Origin of the sequence: Actinophytocola xanthii (genome assembly GCF_001921205.1) — a bacterium.
Lineage (GTDB): Bacteria > Actinomycetota > Actinomycetes > Mycobacteriales > Pseudonocardiaceae > Actinophytocola > Actinophytocola xanthii.
Genome location: NZ_MSIE01000089.1, coordinates 1 through 16,446 on the forward strand (window position 1 = coordinate 1; position 16,446 = coordinate 16,446).

A 16,446-nucleotide genomic window follows, 5' to 3' on the forward strand; every position below is an offset into this window, starting at 1 on the left:
CGCGGCGGTGGTCCTGCCGGCGGGGGCGCCCGCCGAGCTGGCCGGCGTTCCCGTGGTGTCCGACGCGGAGCTCCTGGCGGGGGCGCCGGAGGGCTGGCGGCCACCGGAGATCGGCCCGGACACCCTGGCCCTGTTGCAGTACCCCGCTGGCGCCGACCCCCGCGGCGTCATGGTGTCGCACGCCAACCTGCTCGCGAGCTGCCGACAGCTCGCGAGCCTGTTCGGCAGCGGACCGGACGCCGGGGTGGTGAGCTGGTTGCCCCCGTACCGGGACATGGGCCTCGTGTCCGGCGTGCTGTTCCCGATCTTCGCCGGGAGCCGGTCCACCCTGCTCGATCCCGGGCTGTTCCGGACCGATCCGGCCCGGTGGCCGAGGTTGGTCGCCGAGCGCGGTGCCCGGATCAGCGGCGGCCCGGGTGCGGCCTTCGAACTGGCCGGCACCGTCGGCGAGAACGAGCTCGCCGGCCTGGACCTGTCCACCTGGGAGATCGCGTTCACCGACGGTACGCCGGAGACCATGGACCGGTTCGTGGCACGGTTCGGCGGCAACGGCTTCCGACGCGAGGCGTTCTTCCCGTGCTACTGGCTGACCGAGGCGACGTCGTTGGTCGCTGGCCGGCGGGCACCGGCGGTGACCTCCTTCGACGCCGACAGCCTGGCTCCCGGCCGGTCGACCCGACCCACCGAAGCGGGCACGCCGGTACTCGACCGCGGGCGGCCGGCCGACGAGCTCGACGTCGCCATCGTCGACCCGCTGACCGCCACCCGGTGTCCGGACGGGACAGCGGGTGAGATCTGGGTCTCCGGTCCCAGTGTCGCCGTGGGCTACCTCGGCCGGCCGGAAGCCAGCGAGCACACCTTCTGCGCCCGCCTCCGCGGCTCGACCGACAACTACCTGCGGACCGGAGACCTCGGCTTCGTCCACGACGGCGGACTGCACGTCGCCGGGATGGCCGCCTGAGCACCGTCTAGAAGTCGAACACCGTTCCGGTGCCCATGGACATCAGGCACGGGTTCGCGAACCGCTCGCGCCAGCGAACGGGTTCGCCATCCCAGTCGCCCCGCGCCACCGCGACCACGGGGCGGTACTCCATCGTGCACATTCCGTCCTCGCGGCCGAGCTCGTCGAAGTCGCCGCCCGCCGCGGCGAGCTCCCGGCACGCGCGGACCGGGGCGGGATGCGTCCCGCCCGGGGGGTCGCAGAGCAGGCGCACGACGTGCAGTGCCCCCTCCGGACCCAGCACCGCCAGGGTCAGCGTCGAGGTCCGCGGCTCCGCGTCCGCGGTCGGCGCGAGGACGACCGAGAGCGACGCCGCGAGAGCGAGCAGTGTGCCTCCGAGCCGATGGGAAGTCATACCTCCACAGTGGACCCGGCTACGGGGCGGCGGCAGAGCGACTCGTGGGTAACGCCCCGATCGTGTCAGGCCGTCCGGGCGGGACGAAAAACGGTGGCGGGTGGGCACCGCACCGACGATGCTGCCCCCATGGAGATCCGGGCAGCCACGGACGAGGACTGGGCGCAGATCTGGCCTTTCCTGCGCGAGATCGTGGCCGCGGGGGAGACCTACACCTGGCCGCGGGACGTCACCGAGGAACAGGCCCGCGGCATGTGGATGCCCACCCCGCCGGCGCGGACCGTCGTCGCGGTGGACCGTGACACGGTGGTCGGCACCGCGAAGCTGGGGCCCAACCACCTCGGGCCCGCCTCGCACATCGCCAACGCGAGCTTCATGGTGCACCCCGACCACGGCGGACGGGGCGTCGGCCGGGCGCTGGGTACCCACGTCCTGGAGCTGGCCCGCGCGGACGGCTACCGGGCGATGCAGTTCAACGCGGTCGTGGCGACCAACACCGCCGCAGTCGCGCTCTGGCGTTCGCTCGGCTTCGAGGTGATCGCGACGCTGCCCGAGGGGTTCGAGCACGCGACCAGGGGGTTCGTCGGCCTGCACATCATGTACCGGAAGCTGTGAGAACCTCGGAGGTATGAGGATCGCAGTCGCCGCCGACGAGCGGGTGGGGGTGGCCGAGGCCATCGTCGAGGAGCTCCGCAACCGCGGGCACGAGCCCCTGCCGCACGGTGCCCTGAACGAGGAGGAGCGCGACGACTGGGCGTGGGCCAGCGAGGCGGCCGCCCGGGACGTCGTGGAGGGCCGGGCCGAGCAGGCGATCGTGGCCTGCTGGACCGGGACCGGCGCCTCGATCGCGGCCAACAAGGTCACCGGTGTCCGGGCGGCGCTGTGTGTGGACGCCGAGACAGCCCGCGGCGCACGGCGCTGGAACGACGCCAACGTCCTCGCCCTCTCCCTGCGCCTGACCAGCGCTCCTCAGCTCACCGAGATCCTCGACGGCTGGTTCGCCGGCAACGCCAGCGACGACGAGTCGGACCAGGCCAACATCCGCCACCTGGACGAGATCTAGTCGGTCTGGCCAGATCTGGCCGGAGCCGGCCGGGTTCAGAGGTCGGCGAGGACCGTATGGGGGCGGTACGGCGCCTCCAGCCTGGCCCGCTCCTCCTCGGTCAGGGTCAGGTCCACGGAGGCGACCGCGTCGTCGATGTGGTGCGGCTTGGTCGCGCCGATGATCGGCGCGGTGACCGCCGGGTTGCCGTGCAGCCAGGCCAGTGCCACCTGCGCGGCCGGGACCCCGCGTTCGGCGGCCACCTCGCGTACGACGTCCACCACGTCGAAGTCGTCCTCGCTGTAGAGGGTGTCGGCGAAGGCGTCGTTGTCCGCGCGGGTCGTGTTCCGGGTGCCGCCACGCTCCCGGCTGCCCGCCAGCATGCCGCGCGCGAGTGGGCTCCACGGGATCACCCCCACGCCCTCGTCCAGGCACAGCGGCAGCATCTCCCGCTCCTCCTCGCGGTAGAGCAGGTTGTAGTAGGGCTGCATGGACACGAACCGCGTCCAGCCGTTGGCCCTGGCCAGGTACTGCGCCTTGGCGAAGCGCCAGGCCGGCATGGTCGAGGCACCGAGGTACCTGGCCTTCCCCGCCTTGACCACGTCGTGCAGCGCCTCGAGCGTCTCCTCGATCGGCGTCTCCTCGTCCCACCGGTGGATCTGGTAGAGGTCGACGTGGTCGGTGCCCAGCCGCCGCAGCGACCCGTCGATGGCGGCCATCACGTGCTTGCGGGACAGGCCGCGGTCGTTGGGCCCGGGGCCGGTGGGGAAGTACAGCTTGGTGGCGAGCACGTAGTCGTCGCGGGAGGCGAAGAGCGTGCCGAGCAGCCGGCCGGTGATCTCCTCGGTGAGGCCGCTCGAGTACATGTCGGCGGTGTCGAAGAACGTGATGCCGGCCTCGACCGCGCGCCGCACGATCGGCTCGGCGGCCTCCTCGTCCAGGTACCAGGCCCGGCGCCGCGGGTCGCCGTAGCTCATCATGCCGAGGCAGATCGACGAGACCTTCAGCCCCGTGCCGCCGAGTCGAACGTGTCGCACGTGTTCGTTATACCCGCCGGTCCTCGATCTTGCCCCCATCCGTGTGGGGCGCCACGATGCTCTTTGTACTCCCGTGGCGAGGAGGAGGGTCGGATGGCGTTCGACGCTCAGGACAAGGCCAGGCAGCTCTACGAGGCCCGTCGCCGGCGGGTGCCGATCCCGCCCTTCACCGAGGCCGACCCCACCCTCGGTGCCGAGGAGGGGTACCTCGTCCAACAGGAGCTGGTCCGGCTGCTGGTCGCCGACGGCGACCGGGTCGTCGGGCACAAGGTCGGGCTGACCTCCAGGCCGATGCAGCGGATGTTCGGCATGGACTCCCCGGACTACGCCCCTGTGCTGGCCTCGACGCTTCACGGCAGCCCTGCGGAGCTCTCGATGAGCGGCTTCATCGCGCCCAAGATCGAGGCCGAGATCGTGTTCGTACTCGGCGACGAGCTACGCGGCCCGGGGGTGAGCATCACCGACGCGAGCCGGGCGGTGGCCGGGGTGGCGGCGGCTGTCGAGATCGTCGACTCGCGGATCGTCGACTGGCGGATCGGTCTGGCCGACACCGTGGCCGATCTCGCCTCCAACGGCGCCGTCGCCACCTCCGGCCGACTGGTACCGCTCGACCGACTGTCCAATATGGATACTCGATTGATCGGGATGGTGATGACCCGCAACGGTGAGCTCGTCGACACCGGCGCCGGTGCGGCAGCGCTCGGCGACCCGGTTGGCGTGATCGCCTGGCTGGCCAACACCCTGGGCGAGCGTGGCGTCGTGCTCGAGGCCGGCCATCTGATCATGACCGGCGCCCTGCACGCGGCGGCCCCGATGGCGGCCGGTGACGTGTTCCTGGCCGAGTTCGACGAGCTGGGCCCGGTCACCGTCCGGGTCGTGGAGTGAAGGGGGAAGCCATGACCGTGCTCCACCCGGCGCACGCTCTCGATCTCGGCGAGCCGATGGTGGTCGAGGACGGCGCGACGGTCGAACCGTCGCTCGCCTTCGTCCTCGGCTCTGATGTAGACAGTCCATACGCGACAGTGATCGAGGTGCTCGGTGCGACGGCGGCGGTGTGCCCCGCGTTGTCGGTCGGTGGCCGGTACCTGCTCGGCAACCCGGTCCCGGTAGCCGGCATCGACCTGCGGTTGGTCGGGGTCGTGCTGGAGTGCAACGGCGACGTGGTCGCCACCGCCGCCGGCGCCGCCTGTGGCGGCCACCCCGCGGTGGCGGTCGCCAGGTTCGCCCGTTCCTTCGGCGAGGACGCGCTGCGCGCCGGCCAGGTCGTGCTCGCCGGTGCGCTGACCGAGCCGCTGCCGGTGGCGGCCGGCGACGTGGTCGTGCTGTCGGTCGGCCGCCTCGGCAGTGTTCAGCTCGCCTGTCGCTGAGCGGGAGCCCAGTTCACGTCCCGCCCGCTGAAGGCGAGCAGCTGAGCCTGGATCGGGGCGTCCTCGGGCACCGGCTGGGGGTGTGCGAACGCCTTGCCCGGGCCGCGCAGGTGCTCGGGGAACCCCTGGACCACGCGCAGCGCCGCGGCGGCCAGGTCGTCATCGAACCGCACCTCGAGCCCGACCGCGCGGCCGATGTCCCAGCCGTGGACGAGCACGTCCGCGAAGTGCACGACCATCAGTGCCTGACCGTTGAGCTGGAACCCGGCCAGGTCGAACGTCCTGTCCAGGACGGTGGGGTCATCGTAGGCGTCGGCCACCGCCCGGCTGGTGGTCGCGAAGTCCGCTGCCAGTGAGTCCACGTAGGACTCATCTCGGACCTTGCGGAGCAGGTCCTGGTTGTTGGTGACCATGTGGTCGATGATCTCGCGGACGGCCCACTGGTCGCAGGGCGTCCGCTCGTCCAGCAGGTCCTCCGACACGCGCTCGATGACCGCGCCGGTGGCCGCGTCGGCCCTGCGGACAAGTGCGATGACATCCATGCCTACACCTCCCATTGTGAACGGTCGTGCTATTTGTTGAGGGCGAAGATAGCGGTTATCCCCAAGAGGTGTCCACAGGTGTGGAAAAAACAGGCACGGTTGTCTACATTGTTGCTGTGGATGGGCGGGTGCTTCGCGGAGAGCAGACCAGGGCGGCGGTACTGGGCCGTGCGATGGGTATCGCATCGGTGGAGGGGCTCGAAGGGCTCTCGATCGGCCGGCTCGCCGCCGAGCTCGAGGTGAGCAAGAGCGGGGTGTTCGCGCGGTTCGGCTCGAAGGAGGAGCTCCAGCTCGCCACCGTGGCCGCCGCGCGGGAGGTGTTCCTCGACGCGGTGGTGCGGCCGGCGTTCGAGGTGCCACCGGGCGTCCGGCGGCTGTGGCGGCTCTGCGACGGGTGGGTCGTGTACTCGCGGGGGCGGGTGTTCCCCGGTGGGTGTTTCTTCGCTTCGGTGGCCGCGGAGTTCGACGCCCGACCGGGGCGGGTGCGCGACGCCGTCGCCGCGGCGCTCGCCGACTGGGCCGGGTTGCTGGAACGGGCCGTCGGGGACGCCTGCCAGCTCGGGCAGCTCGAGGCCGGGGTCTCCGCCCGGCAGCTGGCCTTCGAGCTGGAGGCCCTGGCCTCGGCGGCCAACGCGCGTTCGGTGCTGCACGACGACGACTCGGCCTACGACCTGGCGAGGTCGGCCATGCTCGACCGGCTGCGCGCGCTGGCCACCGAGAAGGGTCTGCTCGAGGGGGAGTGACCGGCGGCGTCGCTCAGCCGGTGATGCGCGCGAGGGCCTCGGCGACGGCGCGGGTGTCCTGGTACTCCCGCCAGTAGGCGACCTTGCCCTCGCGCATCCGGGCGACGGCGATGAACCGGGCGGACTCCTGCTGGCCGGTGCCCGGGAGCGTCGCCGCCAGCTCGTACTCGATCACCAGCGTGTCGCCGGCGTCGTGCACGGTCACGTCGCGCATCTCGTCGAACCGGACGGGGAAGGACTCGCGCTCCTGGCGGGTCGCGTCCAAGAAGGCCTGCCTGCCCTCGAACCGACGCGGGTGGCCGGGCGGGGCGAAGGGGGTCTCGATCACGAGGTCCTCGGCCCAGGTCTCCTCCGGGGAGTTGTGGCCGAGGAAGTAGTCCCGCATGTGGGTGACGAGGTCGGTGGCCGTGCTCATGGGCAGCTCCTTAAGATGAGTGAACGCTCGACTTCACTATTATGAGTGGAGACTCATCTTGTCAAGCAAGCCCTTGCGCGCCGACGCACGGCGCAACCGCGACCGCATCCTCGCCGCGGCCGAGGAGGTGTTCGCCCGGCACGGCGCATCCGCCTCCACCGAGGAGGTGGCCGCCATCGCCGGCGTCGCCATCGGCACCGTCTTCCGGCACTTCCCCACCAAGCAGGACCTGCTGGCGGCGATCGTCAAGGAACTGCTCGCCCGGCTGACCGCCGAGGTCGCCGAGCTCGCCTCGGCCGACCCGGCGACCGCGCTGTTCGACTTCGTCGAGCGCGTCGTCGAGCAGGCCGCCGAGAAGCGGGCGGTGGTCGAGCTGCTGGCCGCGGACGGCGTGCGCGTTGGCGTGGCCGACCCCCTGCGCGGGCTCGCCGACGCGCTGGGGGTGTTGCTGTCCAGGGCGCAGCAGGCCGGCGCCGTGCGGGCCGAGATACGGCTGGACGAGGTCCTCGCCCTGCTCACCGCGACGGCGCAGGGGGCCCTGCACGGCGGCTGGAGCGAGGACCTGCGCCGACGCGCGCTCGCCGTGGTGTTCGCCGGGATGCGCCCCTGACGCCGGAGGGCCCCCGGCGCGACAGCGCCGCCGGAACTCCGTCCAACGTGCCCTAACGCCGGTCCGAGCCGTCGACCAGCCGGTAGCCGGTGACGATCTCCGGGTAGATGCGGATTGTGTCCACCGAGGGTGCGCCGACCAGCGGGGTGAGCCGCTGCTCGTAGCCGACGAGCTCGGCCGGGTCCAGCACCCGCCGCGCCACCCCGGTGACGGTCACGCTCCAGCCCGTGCGGCGGTCGTCCTCGATCCGGTCGGCGTGGTAGGCCACCACCGCTCCGGCGCAGTCGGAGCCCACATGGGTTCGCACCACGACCGTCCCGTCGTCCACCAGGTGGCAGACCGGGGTGATCACCGGCAGGGCCCGGACGGTGTAGACGATGCGTCCGATGAGGACCTGGTCGAGCAGGCGCAGGGACTCCGGGCGGGTCAGCTCCGCCAACCGACGTGGCCCGCCGCGCACCCGTCCACCTCCGTCGCCCCAGCCGTCCGTAGAGCGTGCAGCATCGGGGAGCCCGGCCCTGGGCGCAAGAGGCTGCCGGCGTTCGTCCGACGAAAACTCTGTGGGGTGGCGCACGGTCGGATCCGACTGCGGAACGTGATCGGGTAATATCGCCCCGAACACGGTTCACGAAAGGGGTAACACGGCCGCTGAGGCGGCCGATAGGCCGGGTGCTGAAGGGCTTCCTTCGCAGATGGCGTGAGAAACACGTCATCTCCCTGGACGGTCGGGGTGCCCATGCCAGAGGAGCAGGCGCGGCAAGACGCTCGCGAGTCGGCTGGCGCGCCGTCCGAGGGTCTGGTGCTGGACGGTCTTCTCGGCGACCTGCAGAGCCGGTTGACCGAGATCGTGCGCACCCGTGACCGGCTCCAGGGCCTCCTCGACGCGGTTGTCGCGGTCGGCGCCGGCCTGGAGCTGGAAGGGACCCTGCACCGGATCGTCCACACGGCGGTCGAGCTGGTCGACGCCCGTTACGGCGCCCTCGGGGTGCTCAGCCCGGACAAGCAGGAGCGGCTCTCCGAGTTCGTCACGGTCGGTGTGGACGACCGGACCAAGGCGAGCATGGGGCACCTGCCGGAGGGGCGCGGCCTGCTCGGCGTGCTGATCGAGAACCCCCACCCGATTCGCGTCCCGGACCTCACCGAGCATCCCGCCTCGGTCGGCTTCCCGCCCAACCACCCGCCCATGCGCAGCTTCCTCGGCGCGCCGATCCGGGTCCGGGACGAGATCTTCGGCAACCTCTACCTCACCGAGAAGCGCGGCGCCGCCGCGTTCACCGCCGACGACGAGGTGGTGCTGCGGGGGCTGGCCGCCGCGGCCGGTGTCGCCGTGGAGAACGCGAGGCTCTTCGAGCAGTCCCGGATGCGGGAGCGCTGGATGGAGGCCGCCGGCGAGGTCAACGCGGCCCTGCTCGGCGGGGCGTCCAGCGAGGACGGGCTCACGCTGATCGCCGACCGTGCTCGCGAGCTGTCCCGATCGGACTGCGCGTTGATCCTGCTGGCCGACCCGCCCCACCACGTCGTTGTCCGGGCGGGTGCCGGGGAGCGGGCCGAGCGGCTGCTCGGCGTCCGGGTGCACGCGGACGAGGCGATGATCGCGGGCCTGGTCCGCGGTGGCGGTCCCCAGATCATCCCGGACCTCGCCGAGCTCGTGCCGGAGGGCTGGAGCGTGGCCGGCGGCGACTTCGGCCCGGCGGTCGTGGTGCCGCTGGGCGCCGGTAACGCGGCCGGCGGCATGCTGGTCGCCCTGCGTGAGAAGGGCTCGCCCCAGTACGTCCGGGACGGTGTGCCGCTGCTCGCGTCGTTCGCCGGCCAGGCCGCGGTGGCGCTCGAGCTGGCCGAGAAGCACCGGGCCCAGCGCCAGCTCGACGTGCTCGCCGACCGCGACCGGATCGCCGGCGACCTGCACGACCACGTCATCCAGCGGTTGTTCGCCACGGCGATGAGCCTGCAGGGCACCGTGCGGCGGATCACCGACACCGAGGTCCGCCGGCGGGTGACCCGGGCCGTCGAGCAGCTGGACGAGACCGTCCGCGAAATCCGCACGTCCATCTTCGACCTGCACACGACGGGTACCGACTCGACGAGCCTGCGCCGCAGGATGCTCGACATCGTCGACGAGCTCAGCCACCCGGCGGTCACCTCCTCGGTGCGCATCTCCGGGGCGGTGGACACCCTCGTGCCCGACGAGCTCGCCGCGCACGCGACGGCGGTCCTGCGGGAGGCGTTCAGCAACGCGGTCCGCCACTCGCACGCGTCGACGATCGTGGTCACCGTGGAGGCGGGTGCCGACCTGGTCATCGACGTCACCGACGACGGCGTCGGTTTCCCACCCGGCGTCGCGCGCAGTGGTCTGCTGGGCATCGAGCGGCGGGCCGCCCGCTGCGGCGGGGCGCTGAACGTCACCCCGGGACCCGAGGGCGGCACCAGGCTGGCGTGGCGGGTGCCGATCCGGGACTGAGCGTCAGCCCTCCGGCCGGCGGGACTTGAGCTCGGCCGCCAGCACCGCGGCCTGGGTCCGGCGCTGCATGCCGAGCTTGGCCAGCAGGTGCGAGACGTAGTTCTTGACGGTCTTCTCGGCAAGATAGAGCCGCTCGGCGATCTGACGGTTGGTCAGTCCCTCACCGATCAGCTCGAACACGGCCCGCTCCTGGTCGGTCAGTTGGTCCAGGGGACTGTCGCCGGCGCGGCCCTGGCGTAGCCGCCTCATCAGCATCTCGGTTGTGCGTCCGTCCATCAGCGACGTTCCCTCGGCGACCGTGCGTACCGCGGTGATCAGGTCGCTGCCCAGCACCTCCTTCAGCACGAACCCGGCCGCGCCCGCGATGATCGCGTTGAGCAGTGCCTCGTCGTCGGAGTAGGAGGTGAGGATCAGGCAGCGCAGCTCGGGCAGCTGGGAGCGCAGGTCCCGGCAGAGCTCGACACCGTTGCCGTCGCCGAGGCGCACGTCGAGGATGGCGATGTCGGCGCCGCTGCCGGGTACCCGCGCGAGGGCCTCGGCGACCGAGGCGGCCTCGCCGACGATCTCCAGGTCGGGCTCGTCCTCGAAGAGGTCGGCGATACCACGCCGGACGATCTCGTGGTCGTCAACCAGGAAGATCCTATAGGGCACCGGGTTAGATACCATATTATCATCGTTGATCGCAACGATTTGCAGTGAGGACTCCCCGGAATGGGGGAGTTGCGCCATTGTCGGGTAACGCCCACCCGGTGTGCGTAGCTGGAGGAAATTATCTCGTGCGTCTTTCGGTACACCGGAAAAGGTGTCACCGGAACCGGGTGTCTATCTGCGAAAGGTGGCGCTCGCCGGGTGTGCGGGAGGTCCAGAAATCCGCATCGTAGCGGCATATTCACGCCCGGTGTCAACCAGGAACGGCGCGTGTGCGTCCGTTCGAGGAGAAACGTGAACGTTTTCCAGTCCGTCGAATCAGAAGTGCGCAGTTACTGCCGCGGTTGGCCCGTCGTGTTCGACCGGGCTACCGGTTCCTGGTTGTACGACGAGGACGGACGTGGCTACCTCGACTTCTTCGCCGGAGCGGGCGCGCTGAACTACGGGCACAACAACCCGGTGCTCAAACGGGCGTTGCTCGACTACCTCGAACGGGACGGCGTGACGCAAGGGCTCGACATGCACACCGTCGCCAAGCGCGCGTTCCTGGAGACCTTCGCCGAGGTCGTTCTCGGCCCACGCGACCTGGACTACAAGATCATGTTTCCCGGTCCGGCCGGGGCGAACGCGGTGGAGGCCGCCCTCAAGCTCGCCCGCAAGGTCACCGGCCGTCAGTCGGTGGTCCACTTCACCAACGCCTTCCACGGCATGACGCTCGGGGCGCTGGCGGTGACCGGGAACGCGCTGAAGCGCGGCGGTGCCGGCGTGCCGCTGGTGCACGCCGTTCCGATGCCCTACGACGGCTACCTGGACGGCGAGAGCTTCCGCTGGTTCGAGCGACTGCTCGAGGACGCCGGCTCCGGGCTGACCCGGCCCGCGGCCGTGATCGTGGAAACCGTGCAGGGGGAGGGCGGCGTCAACGTGGCCCGTGACGGCTGGCTGCGCATGCTCGCCGACCTGTGTCGCCGCGAAGGCATGCTGCTGATCGTCGACGACGTGCAGATGGGGTGCGGGCGCACCGGGCCCTTCTTCAGCTTCGAACCCGCGGGCATCACCCCCGACATCGTCTGCCTGTCCAAGGCGATCGGCGGCTACGGCCTGCCGCTCGCCCTCACGATGTTCCGGCCCGCCCTGGACGTCTGGAAGCCGGGGGAGCACGACGGGACGTTCCGGGGCGTCAACCCGTCGTTCGTCGCCGCCACCGAGGCGCTGCGCACCTACTGGCGCGACGACCGGCTGGAGAAGGGCACCCTCGCCAAGGGGGAGCAGGTGGGCCGGGCGTTGACCGAGCTCGCCACGGCCTTTCCCGGGACGCCGATGGTGCCCAGGGGGCGGGGTCTCGCGCGGGGGTTGGCCCTGCCCTCGGGCGAGCTGGCCGGGCAGGTCTGCCGGGCGGCCTTCGCGCGCGGCCTGCTCGTCGAGACGGCCGGACCCGCCGGTGAGGTCGTGAAGATCATGCCTCCGCTGACGATCGGCGAGGACGAGCTGGTCCAGGGGCTCGCGGTGCTGGCAGAGGCCGTGCGGGTTGTTTGTAACCCCTAAAAGGGTTATAAGTAGGGTTATGTCATTGCGGAGGCTGGTGGTGCCGCTGCTGTTCGCGGTGCTCGTCGTGGTCGCCCTGGGGGCGGTATGAGCCGTCCGTTGCTGCTGGTGGCCACCGGGGACGTGCCGGCCCACCGGGTGGCCGCCGTGGCCTCGGGCGCGGAGCTGCTCGCGGAGGTCGGACCGTTGCCGGCGCGGGTGGTCGTCGAGGACGTGCTGGCCGAGCCATCCTGGGACGTCTCGACCGCCACCCAGTTCGCCCTGGCGAGGCGGGTACGGGCGGCCCTGGCCGAGGACGAGTTCGCCGGCGTGGTGGTCGTGCACGGACTCGACACGCTGGAGGAGACCGCCTTCCTCGCCGACCTGGTCGCCGGCGCGGCGGCGGCCCGCGGCGCGATCGTGTTCACCGGTGGGGCTCGCTCGCTGGCCGACCCGGAGCCCGACTGTCCCCGCAACCTCGCCGACTCCCTCGCCGCGGCGGCCGACCCGGCGCTGCGCGGGGTCGGCGCGGTGGTCTGTGCCGCCGGTGAGCTCCACGCCGCCCGCCGGGCGACCCTCCTCGGCTCGGCCTTCACCTCGGCGCCGGAGGCGCCGCTCGGCCGGGTGCGGGACGGACGGCTCCGGCTGGTCTCCGCCCCACCGTCGCGGCCGCCCGCGGCGGCCGGCCCACCCGAGTCCGACATCGCGCTGGTCAGGGCCTACCCGGACATGCCGACGTCGGTGCTGACGGCGGTCACCGACGCGGGCGCGCGCGGCGTCGTGCTGGAGGGGACCGGGGCGGGCAACGTCCCGGTGGAGCTGTTCGGCGCGGTCGCCGAGCTGGTGGGGATGGACATCCCGGTCGTCGTCGCCTCCGGGGCCAGGAGTTCGGGCATCGGGCTGGTCGGGCGGATGGGAGCGATCGGCGCGAACGGCCTCGCCGCGGGAAAGGCGCGGATGGCGCTGATGGTGGCGCTCAGTGAGGGCGGTGGCGTCGCGGCGGCCCGTGCCTGGTTCGCCGCCGATGCCACCGGATCTGGCTAACCAAGCCAACTTTTGGTCACATTCCATCACGGCTGTTAACCCGATCGGGCGAACGGCGGCGTGTGGAGATCGCGCCCTATCGAGTGAGGCCGTACCTTGTTGTGATATCAGCCGGGTAGTTCCTGGCGACCCGGCGTAACTGGGGGTGGTGAGCCGTGGTCGAACCGGAGGGACCGCGAGCCGCCGTGTCGGGGACAGACCTGCGGTTCTGCCTGCTGGGTCCGGTACAGGTGCTCGTGCACGAGCGGCCCGTGCCGATGGGCGGCCCGGGGATGCGGGGCGTGCTCGCGATGCTGCTGCTCGAACCGAACCAGGTCGTGCCGCTGGACCGGATCGTCGACGTGCTGTGGGCACACGAGCCGCCGGCCAGCGCGCGGACCATGGTGCAGGGCTATGTCTCCCGGCTGCGTCAACGCCTCGCGGCGGTGGCCGAGCCGGGTGAGGTGCACATCTCCACCATGCCGCCGGGCTACCGGCTGGTGGTGGACGAGGCGCGGATCGACGTGACGGTGGCACGGGACCTGCTCACCCAGGCCCGCGGCAAGCCGGCGGCGCGGCGGTCGGGTTTGCTGCGCGCCGCCCAGGCGCTCTGGCGGGGCCCGGAGCTGGCCGATGTGGGCAACCGGGTGATCGCGCCCGAGCTGACCGAGCTGCGCCTGGCCGTGCTGGAGGCCCGGTTCGAGGCCGATCTCGAGCTCGGGCGGCACAACGAGCTCATCGGCGAGCTGACCCAGCTGGTCGACGAGCACCCGTTCCGCGAGCGGCTGGTCGCCCAGCTCATGCTCGCGCTGTACCGGGCCGGACGCCGCGCCACCGCGCTCGCGGCCTACCAGCGCTTCGCCCACCGCGCGTCGAGCGAGCTGGGCATGGACCCCGGCCCCCAGCTGCGCGGCCTGCACGTCCGCGTGCTCCGGGACGACACCACGTTGCTCGAGCCCTCACCGGAGCCGGTGGTCACCCCGCGGGTGGGGGTGCTCGTACCGGCGCAGTTGCCGAGGGCACCCTCCGGCTTCGCCGGTCGGGCCGACGAGCTGGCCTGGCTGGACCGGCTGCTGCCCGGCGCGCAGCGGGGGGCGGGCGTGCGCGGCCCCGGCATCGGTGTGCTCGCCGGCGCGGCGGGCGTGGGTAAGACGGCGTTGGCCGTGCTCTGGGGCCACCGCGTCGCCGCGCGGTTCCCGGACGGCCAGCTGTTCGCGCACCTGCGTGGGTTCGACCCGCGCCACGGCCCCGCCGCGGCGGCCGACGTCCTCACCCGGTTCCTGCTGGCGCTCGGCGTGGACGGCGAGGACGTGCCGGTGGAGCGGGACGACCGGGCGGCGCTGTACCGCTCGATCCTCGCCGACCGGCAGGTCCTGGTCGTCCTGGACGACGCACGGGACGCCGAGCAGGTCGAACCGCTGCTGCCGGCGGGGTCCTCCTCGCTCGTGGTGGTGACGACCCGGGTGCGGCTCGACGCGCTCGTCGCCCGGACCGGGGCGCGGTTGCAGGTGCTCGACACGCTCGGCACCGGCGACGCGGAGCAGGTGATCGAGTTGATGGCGGGGGCGCCGGCGGGCGGCCGCGACCAGGAGCTGCGCCGGAAGCTGGTCCGGCTCTGCGGGCACCTGCCGCTCGCACTGCGGATCGCCGGCGCGCGGTTAGCCGGCGGGCAGCGCTGGTCGGTGGCGAACCTGGTCGAGGAGCTGACCGACGAGCGTGGGCGGCTCTCCGCGCTGGACCTGGACGACCGCGACACGAGCGTGCGGGCGGCGTTGGACGTGACCTACCGGAGCCTGCGGGCGGAGCTCGCGACCACGGTGCGGCTGCTGGGGCTGTTCCCGGGGACGCGGATCGCCCCGTACGCGGTCGCCGCGCTCTGCGGTGTCGATGTGGACCACGCACGCCACCGGCTGCGGGCGCTCGCCGCGTCGTTCGTCGTGACCGAGGCGAGCCGCGACGTGTTCCTGATGCACGACCTGGTGCGGCTGCACACCCAGGAACTCGCCGACGAATTGTCCGAAGTGGATAAATCGGAGGCGCGCCAGCGGTTGCTGCGCTACTACCTGGTCGGTGCCGACCTCGCGCGGCGTCAGCTCGGAACGGGCGCCGGGGACGAGCTGGCGATGGCGGAGAAGTTCTCGGACACTCCACGTGTTCCGGTGAACACGCCGGACGAGGCGATGGCGTGGATCGAGCAGGAGTGGACGAACCTGCTCGCGGTCGTCGAGGTCGGGCTCGAGGTGGGACAGAGCGAGGAGATCGTGCAGTTGGCACGGATGGCGAGCGAGTTCGCCGAGGGGACACGTGCCCTGGGGCCGGTGGTGCTGAGCCGGGCCGTGCGCTTGGTCGTTTAGCGAACAGTTAGCCGGACGGGGGAAGCAGGTGGCAGGCTGCGCCCGCGGCACTCGACGTCATGGAGCCATCGTCGAGGACGCGGGGGCGGCACTACCAACGTGGGGGTGTGCTGCCCGAGCGAACCGGCCGGCACCGTGGGGGACGTGTGTCGGCCGGTTTTCGCCCTTTTCAGACGGCTGCTTTGTCGCTCTGGCTGGAGATCGGTTCGAGCTCGGGCCTCTTGGGGAGCACGCCGTCGCCCATGGACTCACCCCGTAGCTGCCTGCGTACCCACGGCAACAGGTGGGTGCGTGTCCAGGCGAGGTCCGCGCGCCGGGAGCTGATCCACGGCCTCGGCACCGTGGGCGGCCACGGGTCGCGCCAGTCCTCGGCGACCGAAATGCCCAGAACTTCCGCCGTGCGTAAGGCGATCCGCCGATGTCCCTCCGCGGAGAAGTGCAGCCGGTCGTCGCTCCAGGCGCGCGGGTCGACCAGAACCGGCATCGCCCAGAGGTCGACGAGCTTCGCCCCGTGCCGGTCCGCGATCGCGCGCAGATGTCCGTTGTAGATGGCCACCTTTCCCCGCACCCGACGCACCACCGGCTGCTCCCGCGGATCGGGCCCGGTGAACAGGACGACCTCGCACCCGGCCTGCCGCAGCGCGATGACCGCCGTCTCGAACTCCTCGGCGATCTGGTCGACGTCGCTGCCCGGGACGATCAGGTCGTTGCCGCCCCCGCACATCGTGACCAGGTCCGGCTTCACCTGCCGCACGACGGTCACCTGCTCCTCGACGATCTCCCGGAGTAACTTCCCGCGCACCGCGAGGTTCGCGTACTGGAAGTCCGGATCCCGGGCGGCGAGCGTCTGCGCCAGCCGGTCGGCCCAGCCGATGAAGCCTCCGCCCGGTGCCTCGTCGCTCAACCCCTCGGTGAAACTGTCCCCAATGGCCACCCAACTTGACAGCCGCGCCATGGCGACCCTCCCCTCCTGCAAGCCCCGTGCGCCCTCAAACCGTCAGGATGCCGTGTTGTCGCCCACTTACGCCACCGTCAATTGACTGTCTCGTTGCCTGGGGGGTGGATGATCGAAAAGATCACCTCCTGTTCCGCCGAAGCGTCACCGAGCGGTCACGGAGCGGTCCGAGTTTTCGGTTTTCGGCCGTTGTGGGGAGAAACTGCCAGTACGATGCTCCTGCGCACCCGACTCGTCACAGAGGGGGACTGGTGTACATCGACCCGAACGCCCCGCCGCCCGACCTGGGCACGCAGTCGACCACCCCGAGCTCCTCGACCGGCCCCGGTGCCATCGGTTCGTCGCTGGGCGATCTCATCCAGGCGGCCAGCTCCGG

18 protein-coding genes are annotated in these 16,446 nt (G+C 71.7%); 11 read left to right on the forward strand and 7 right to left on the reverse strand.

The genetic code is table 11. From position 1 onward, the window contains the following. Positions 1-961: AMP-binding protein (locus tag BU204_RS33400; RefSeq protein WP_143229922.1), on the forward strand; the 961-nt coding region annotated here is incomplete at its 5' end. Positions 962-968: 7 nt separating this feature from the next. Here the strand turns inward: BU204_RS33400 and BU204_RS33405 are convergent. After that, entirely contained in the window at positions 969-1,355 is a 387-nt protein-coding gene (locus BU204_RS33405) for an SSI family serine proteinase inhibitor (protein ID WP_075129803.1), read from the reverse strand. Between the two features lie 129 nt (positions 1,356-1,484). Here BU204_RS33405 and BU204_RS33410 point away from each other — a divergent pair, with 129 nt between their 5' ends. Next, positions 1,485-1,970 (forward strand): GNAT family N-acetyltransferase, encoded by a 486-nt coding sequence (locus BU204_RS33410; RefSeq protein ID WP_075129804.1) that lies wholly within the window; start codon positions 1,485-1,487, stop codon positions 1,968-1,970. A 13-nt stretch (positions 1,971-1,983) separates the two neighbouring features. Continuing rightward, a complete protein-coding gene (locus BU204_RS33415) occupies positions 1,984-2,418 on the forward strand; it encodes an RpiB/LacA/LacB family sugar-phosphate isomerase (protein ID WP_075129805.1) in 435 nt (144 codons plus the stop codon). A 35-nt stretch (positions 2,419-2,453) separates the two neighbouring features. Here the strand turns inward: BU204_RS33415 and BU204_RS33420 are convergent, their stop codons facing one another. Beyond that, the gene (locus BU204_RS33420) at positions 2,454-3,434 is read right to left on the reverse strand and encodes an aldo/keto reductase (RefSeq protein WP_075129806.1); all 981 of its coding nucleotides are present in this window, start codon (positions 3,432-3,434) and stop codon (positions 2,454-2,456) included. A 93-nt stretch (positions 3,435-3,527) separates the two neighbouring features. Here BU204_RS33420 and BU204_RS33425 point away from each other — a divergent pair, with 93 nt between their 5' ends. Both BU204_RS33425 and BU204_RS33430 read left to right on the forward strand, forming a co-directional pair. Further along, positions 3,528-4,319 (forward strand): 2-keto-4-pentenoate hydratase, encoded by a 792-nt coding sequence (locus BU204_RS33425; protein ID WP_075129807.1) that lies wholly within the window; start codon positions 3,528-3,530, stop codon positions 4,317-4,319. A gap of 11 nt (positions 4,320-4,330) precedes the next feature. Continuing rightward, a complete protein-coding gene (locus tag BU204_RS33430; RefSeq protein WP_075129808.1) occupies positions 4,331-4,801 on the forward strand; it encodes a hypothetical protein in 471 nt (156 codons plus the stop codon). On the opposite strand, the gene BU204_RS33435 is transcribed toward BU204_RS33430, so the two are convergent. Beyond that, entirely contained in the window at positions 4,783-5,343 is a 561-nt protein-coding gene (locus BU204_RS33435) for a TIGR03086 family metal-binding protein (RefSeq protein WP_075129809.1), read from the reverse strand. The two genes, BU204_RS33430 and BU204_RS33435, sit on opposite strands and share 19 nt — an antisense overlap. A gap of 116 nt (positions 5,344-5,459) precedes the next feature. On the opposite strand from BU204_RS33435, the gene BU204_RS33440 reads away from it, so the two are divergent. Beyond that, a complete protein-coding gene (locus BU204_RS33440; RefSeq protein ID WP_075129810.1) occupies positions 5,460-6,086 on the forward strand; it encodes a TetR/AcrR family transcriptional regulator in 627 nt (208 codons plus the stop codon). Positions 6,087-6,099: 13 nt separating this feature from the next. On the opposite strand, the gene BU204_RS33445 is transcribed toward BU204_RS33440, so the two are convergent. Then, entirely contained in the window at positions 6,100-6,501 is a 402-nt protein-coding gene (locus BU204_RS33445; protein WP_075129811.1) for a nuclear transport factor 2 family protein, read from the reverse strand. A 58-nt stretch (positions 6,502-6,559) separates the two neighbouring features. Here BU204_RS33445 and BU204_RS33450 point away from each other — a divergent pair, with 58 nt between their 5' ends. Then, positions 6,560-7,111 (forward strand): TetR/AcrR family transcriptional regulator, encoded by a 552-nt coding sequence (locus tag BU204_RS33450; protein ID WP_332888609.1) that lies wholly within the window; start codon positions 6,560-6,562, stop codon positions 7,109-7,111. 52 nt (positions 7,112-7,163) lie between these two features. On the opposite strand, the gene BU204_RS33455 is transcribed toward BU204_RS33450, so the two are convergent. After that, positions 7,164-7,571, reverse strand: coding sequence for a pyridoxamine 5'-phosphate oxidase family protein (locus BU204_RS33455; RefSeq protein ID WP_075129813.1), 408 nt, complete (start codon positions 7,569-7,571; stop codon positions 7,164-7,166). Between the two features lie 276 nt (positions 7,572-7,847). Here BU204_RS33455 and BU204_RS33460 point away from each other — a divergent pair, with 276 nt between their 5' ends. Then, a complete protein-coding gene (locus BU204_RS33460; protein ID WP_075129814.1) occupies positions 7,848-9,569 on the forward strand; it encodes a sensor histidine kinase in 1,722 nt (573 codons plus the stop codon). Positions 9,570-9,572: 3 nt separating this feature from the next. Here BU204_RS33460 and BU204_RS33465 read toward each other — a convergent pair whose 3' ends face one another. Further along, complete coding sequence (locus BU204_RS33465; RefSeq protein WP_075129815.1) at positions 9,573-10,235, reverse strand: response regulator; 663 nt, start codon at positions 10,233-10,235, stop codon at positions 9,573-9,575. Between the two features lie 276 nt (positions 10,236-10,511). On the opposite strand from BU204_RS33465, the gene ectB reads away from it, so the two are divergent. The 3 genes from ectB (at position 10,512) to BU204_RS33480 (ending at position 15,115) form a co-directional block, all read left to right on the forward strand. Beyond that, positions 10,512-11,759 carry a diaminobutyrate--2-oxoglutarate transaminase gene (gene ectB / locus BU204_RS33470; protein ID WP_075129816.1) on the forward strand — a complete coding sequence of 416 codons (1,248 nt, stop codon included), beginning with the start codon at positions 10,512-10,514 and terminating at the stop codon, positions 11,757-11,759. An 87-nt stretch (positions 11,760-11,846) separates the two neighbouring features. Then, on the forward strand, positions 11,847-12,782 hold the full coding sequence (locus tag BU204_RS33475; protein WP_075129817.1) for an asparaginase domain-containing protein: 936 nt from the start codon (positions 11,847-11,849) through the stop codon (positions 12,780-12,782). Positions 12,783-12,967: 185 nt separating this feature from the next. Further along, the gene (locus tag BU204_RS33480) at positions 12,968-15,115 is read left to right on the forward strand and encodes an AfsR/SARP family transcriptional regulator (protein WP_143229924.1); all 2,148 of its coding nucleotides are present in this window, start codon (positions 12,968-12,970) and stop codon (positions 15,113-15,115) included. Positions 15,116-15,284: 169 nt separating this feature from the next. Here the strand turns inward: BU204_RS33480 and BU204_RS33485 are convergent, their stop codons facing one another. Continuing rightward, complete coding sequence (locus tag BU204_RS33485) at positions 15,285-16,070, reverse strand: SGNH/GDSL hydrolase family protein (RefSeq protein WP_075129819.1); 786 nt, start codon at positions 16,068-16,070, stop codon at positions 15,285-15,287. Between the last annotated feature and the right edge of the window lie 376 nt (positions 16,071-16,446).

What these genes read in the sequence shown, in the direction of transcription:
- BU204_RS33405 (WP_075129803.1), bottom strand. Translation starts at nt 1,355, where the DNA reads ATGACTTCCCATCGGCTCGGAGGCACACTGCTCGCTCTCGCGGCGTCG.
- BU204_RS33410 (WP_075129804.1), top strand. Translation starts at nt 1,485, where the DNA reads ATGGAGATCCGGGCAGCCACGGACGAGGACTGGGCGCAGATCTGGCCT.
- BU204_RS33415 (WP_075129805.1), top strand. Translation starts at nt 1,984, where the DNA reads ATGAGGATCGCAGTCGCCGCCGACGAGCGGGTGGGGGTGGCCGAGGCC.
- BU204_RS33425 (WP_075129807.1), top strand. Translation starts at nt 3,528, where the DNA reads ATGGCGTTCGACGCTCAGGACAAGGCCAGGCAGCTCTACGAGGCCCGT.
- BU204_RS33430 (WP_075129808.1), top strand. Translation starts at nt 4,331, where the DNA reads ATGACCGTGCTCCACCCGGCGCACGCTCTCGATCTCGGCGAGCCGATG.
- BU204_RS33435 (WP_075129809.1), bottom strand. Translation starts at nt 5,343, where the DNA reads ATGGATGTCATCGCACTTGTCCGCAGGGCCGACGCGGCCACCGGCGCG.
- BU204_RS33445 (WP_075129811.1), bottom strand. Translation starts at nt 6,501, where the DNA reads ATGAGCACGGCCACCGACCTCGTCACCCACATGCGGGACTACTTCCTC.
- BU204_RS33460 (WP_075129814.1), top strand. Translation starts at nt 7,848, where the DNA reads ATGCCAGAGGAGCAGGCGCGGCAAGACGCTCGCGAGTCGGCTGGCGCG.
- BU204_RS33465 (WP_075129815.1), bottom strand. Translation starts at nt 10,235, where the DNA reads ATGGTATCTAACCCGGTGCCCTATAGGATCTTCCTGGTTGACGACCAC.
- BU204_RS33475 (WP_075129817.1), top strand. Translation starts at nt 11,847, where the DNA reads ATGAGCCGTCCGTTGCTGCTGGTGGCCACCGGGGACGTGCCGGCCCAC.
- BU204_RS33485 (WP_075129819.1), bottom strand. Translation starts at nt 16,070, where the DNA reads ATGGCGCGGCTGTCAAGTTGGGTGGCCATTGGGGACAGTTTCACCGAG.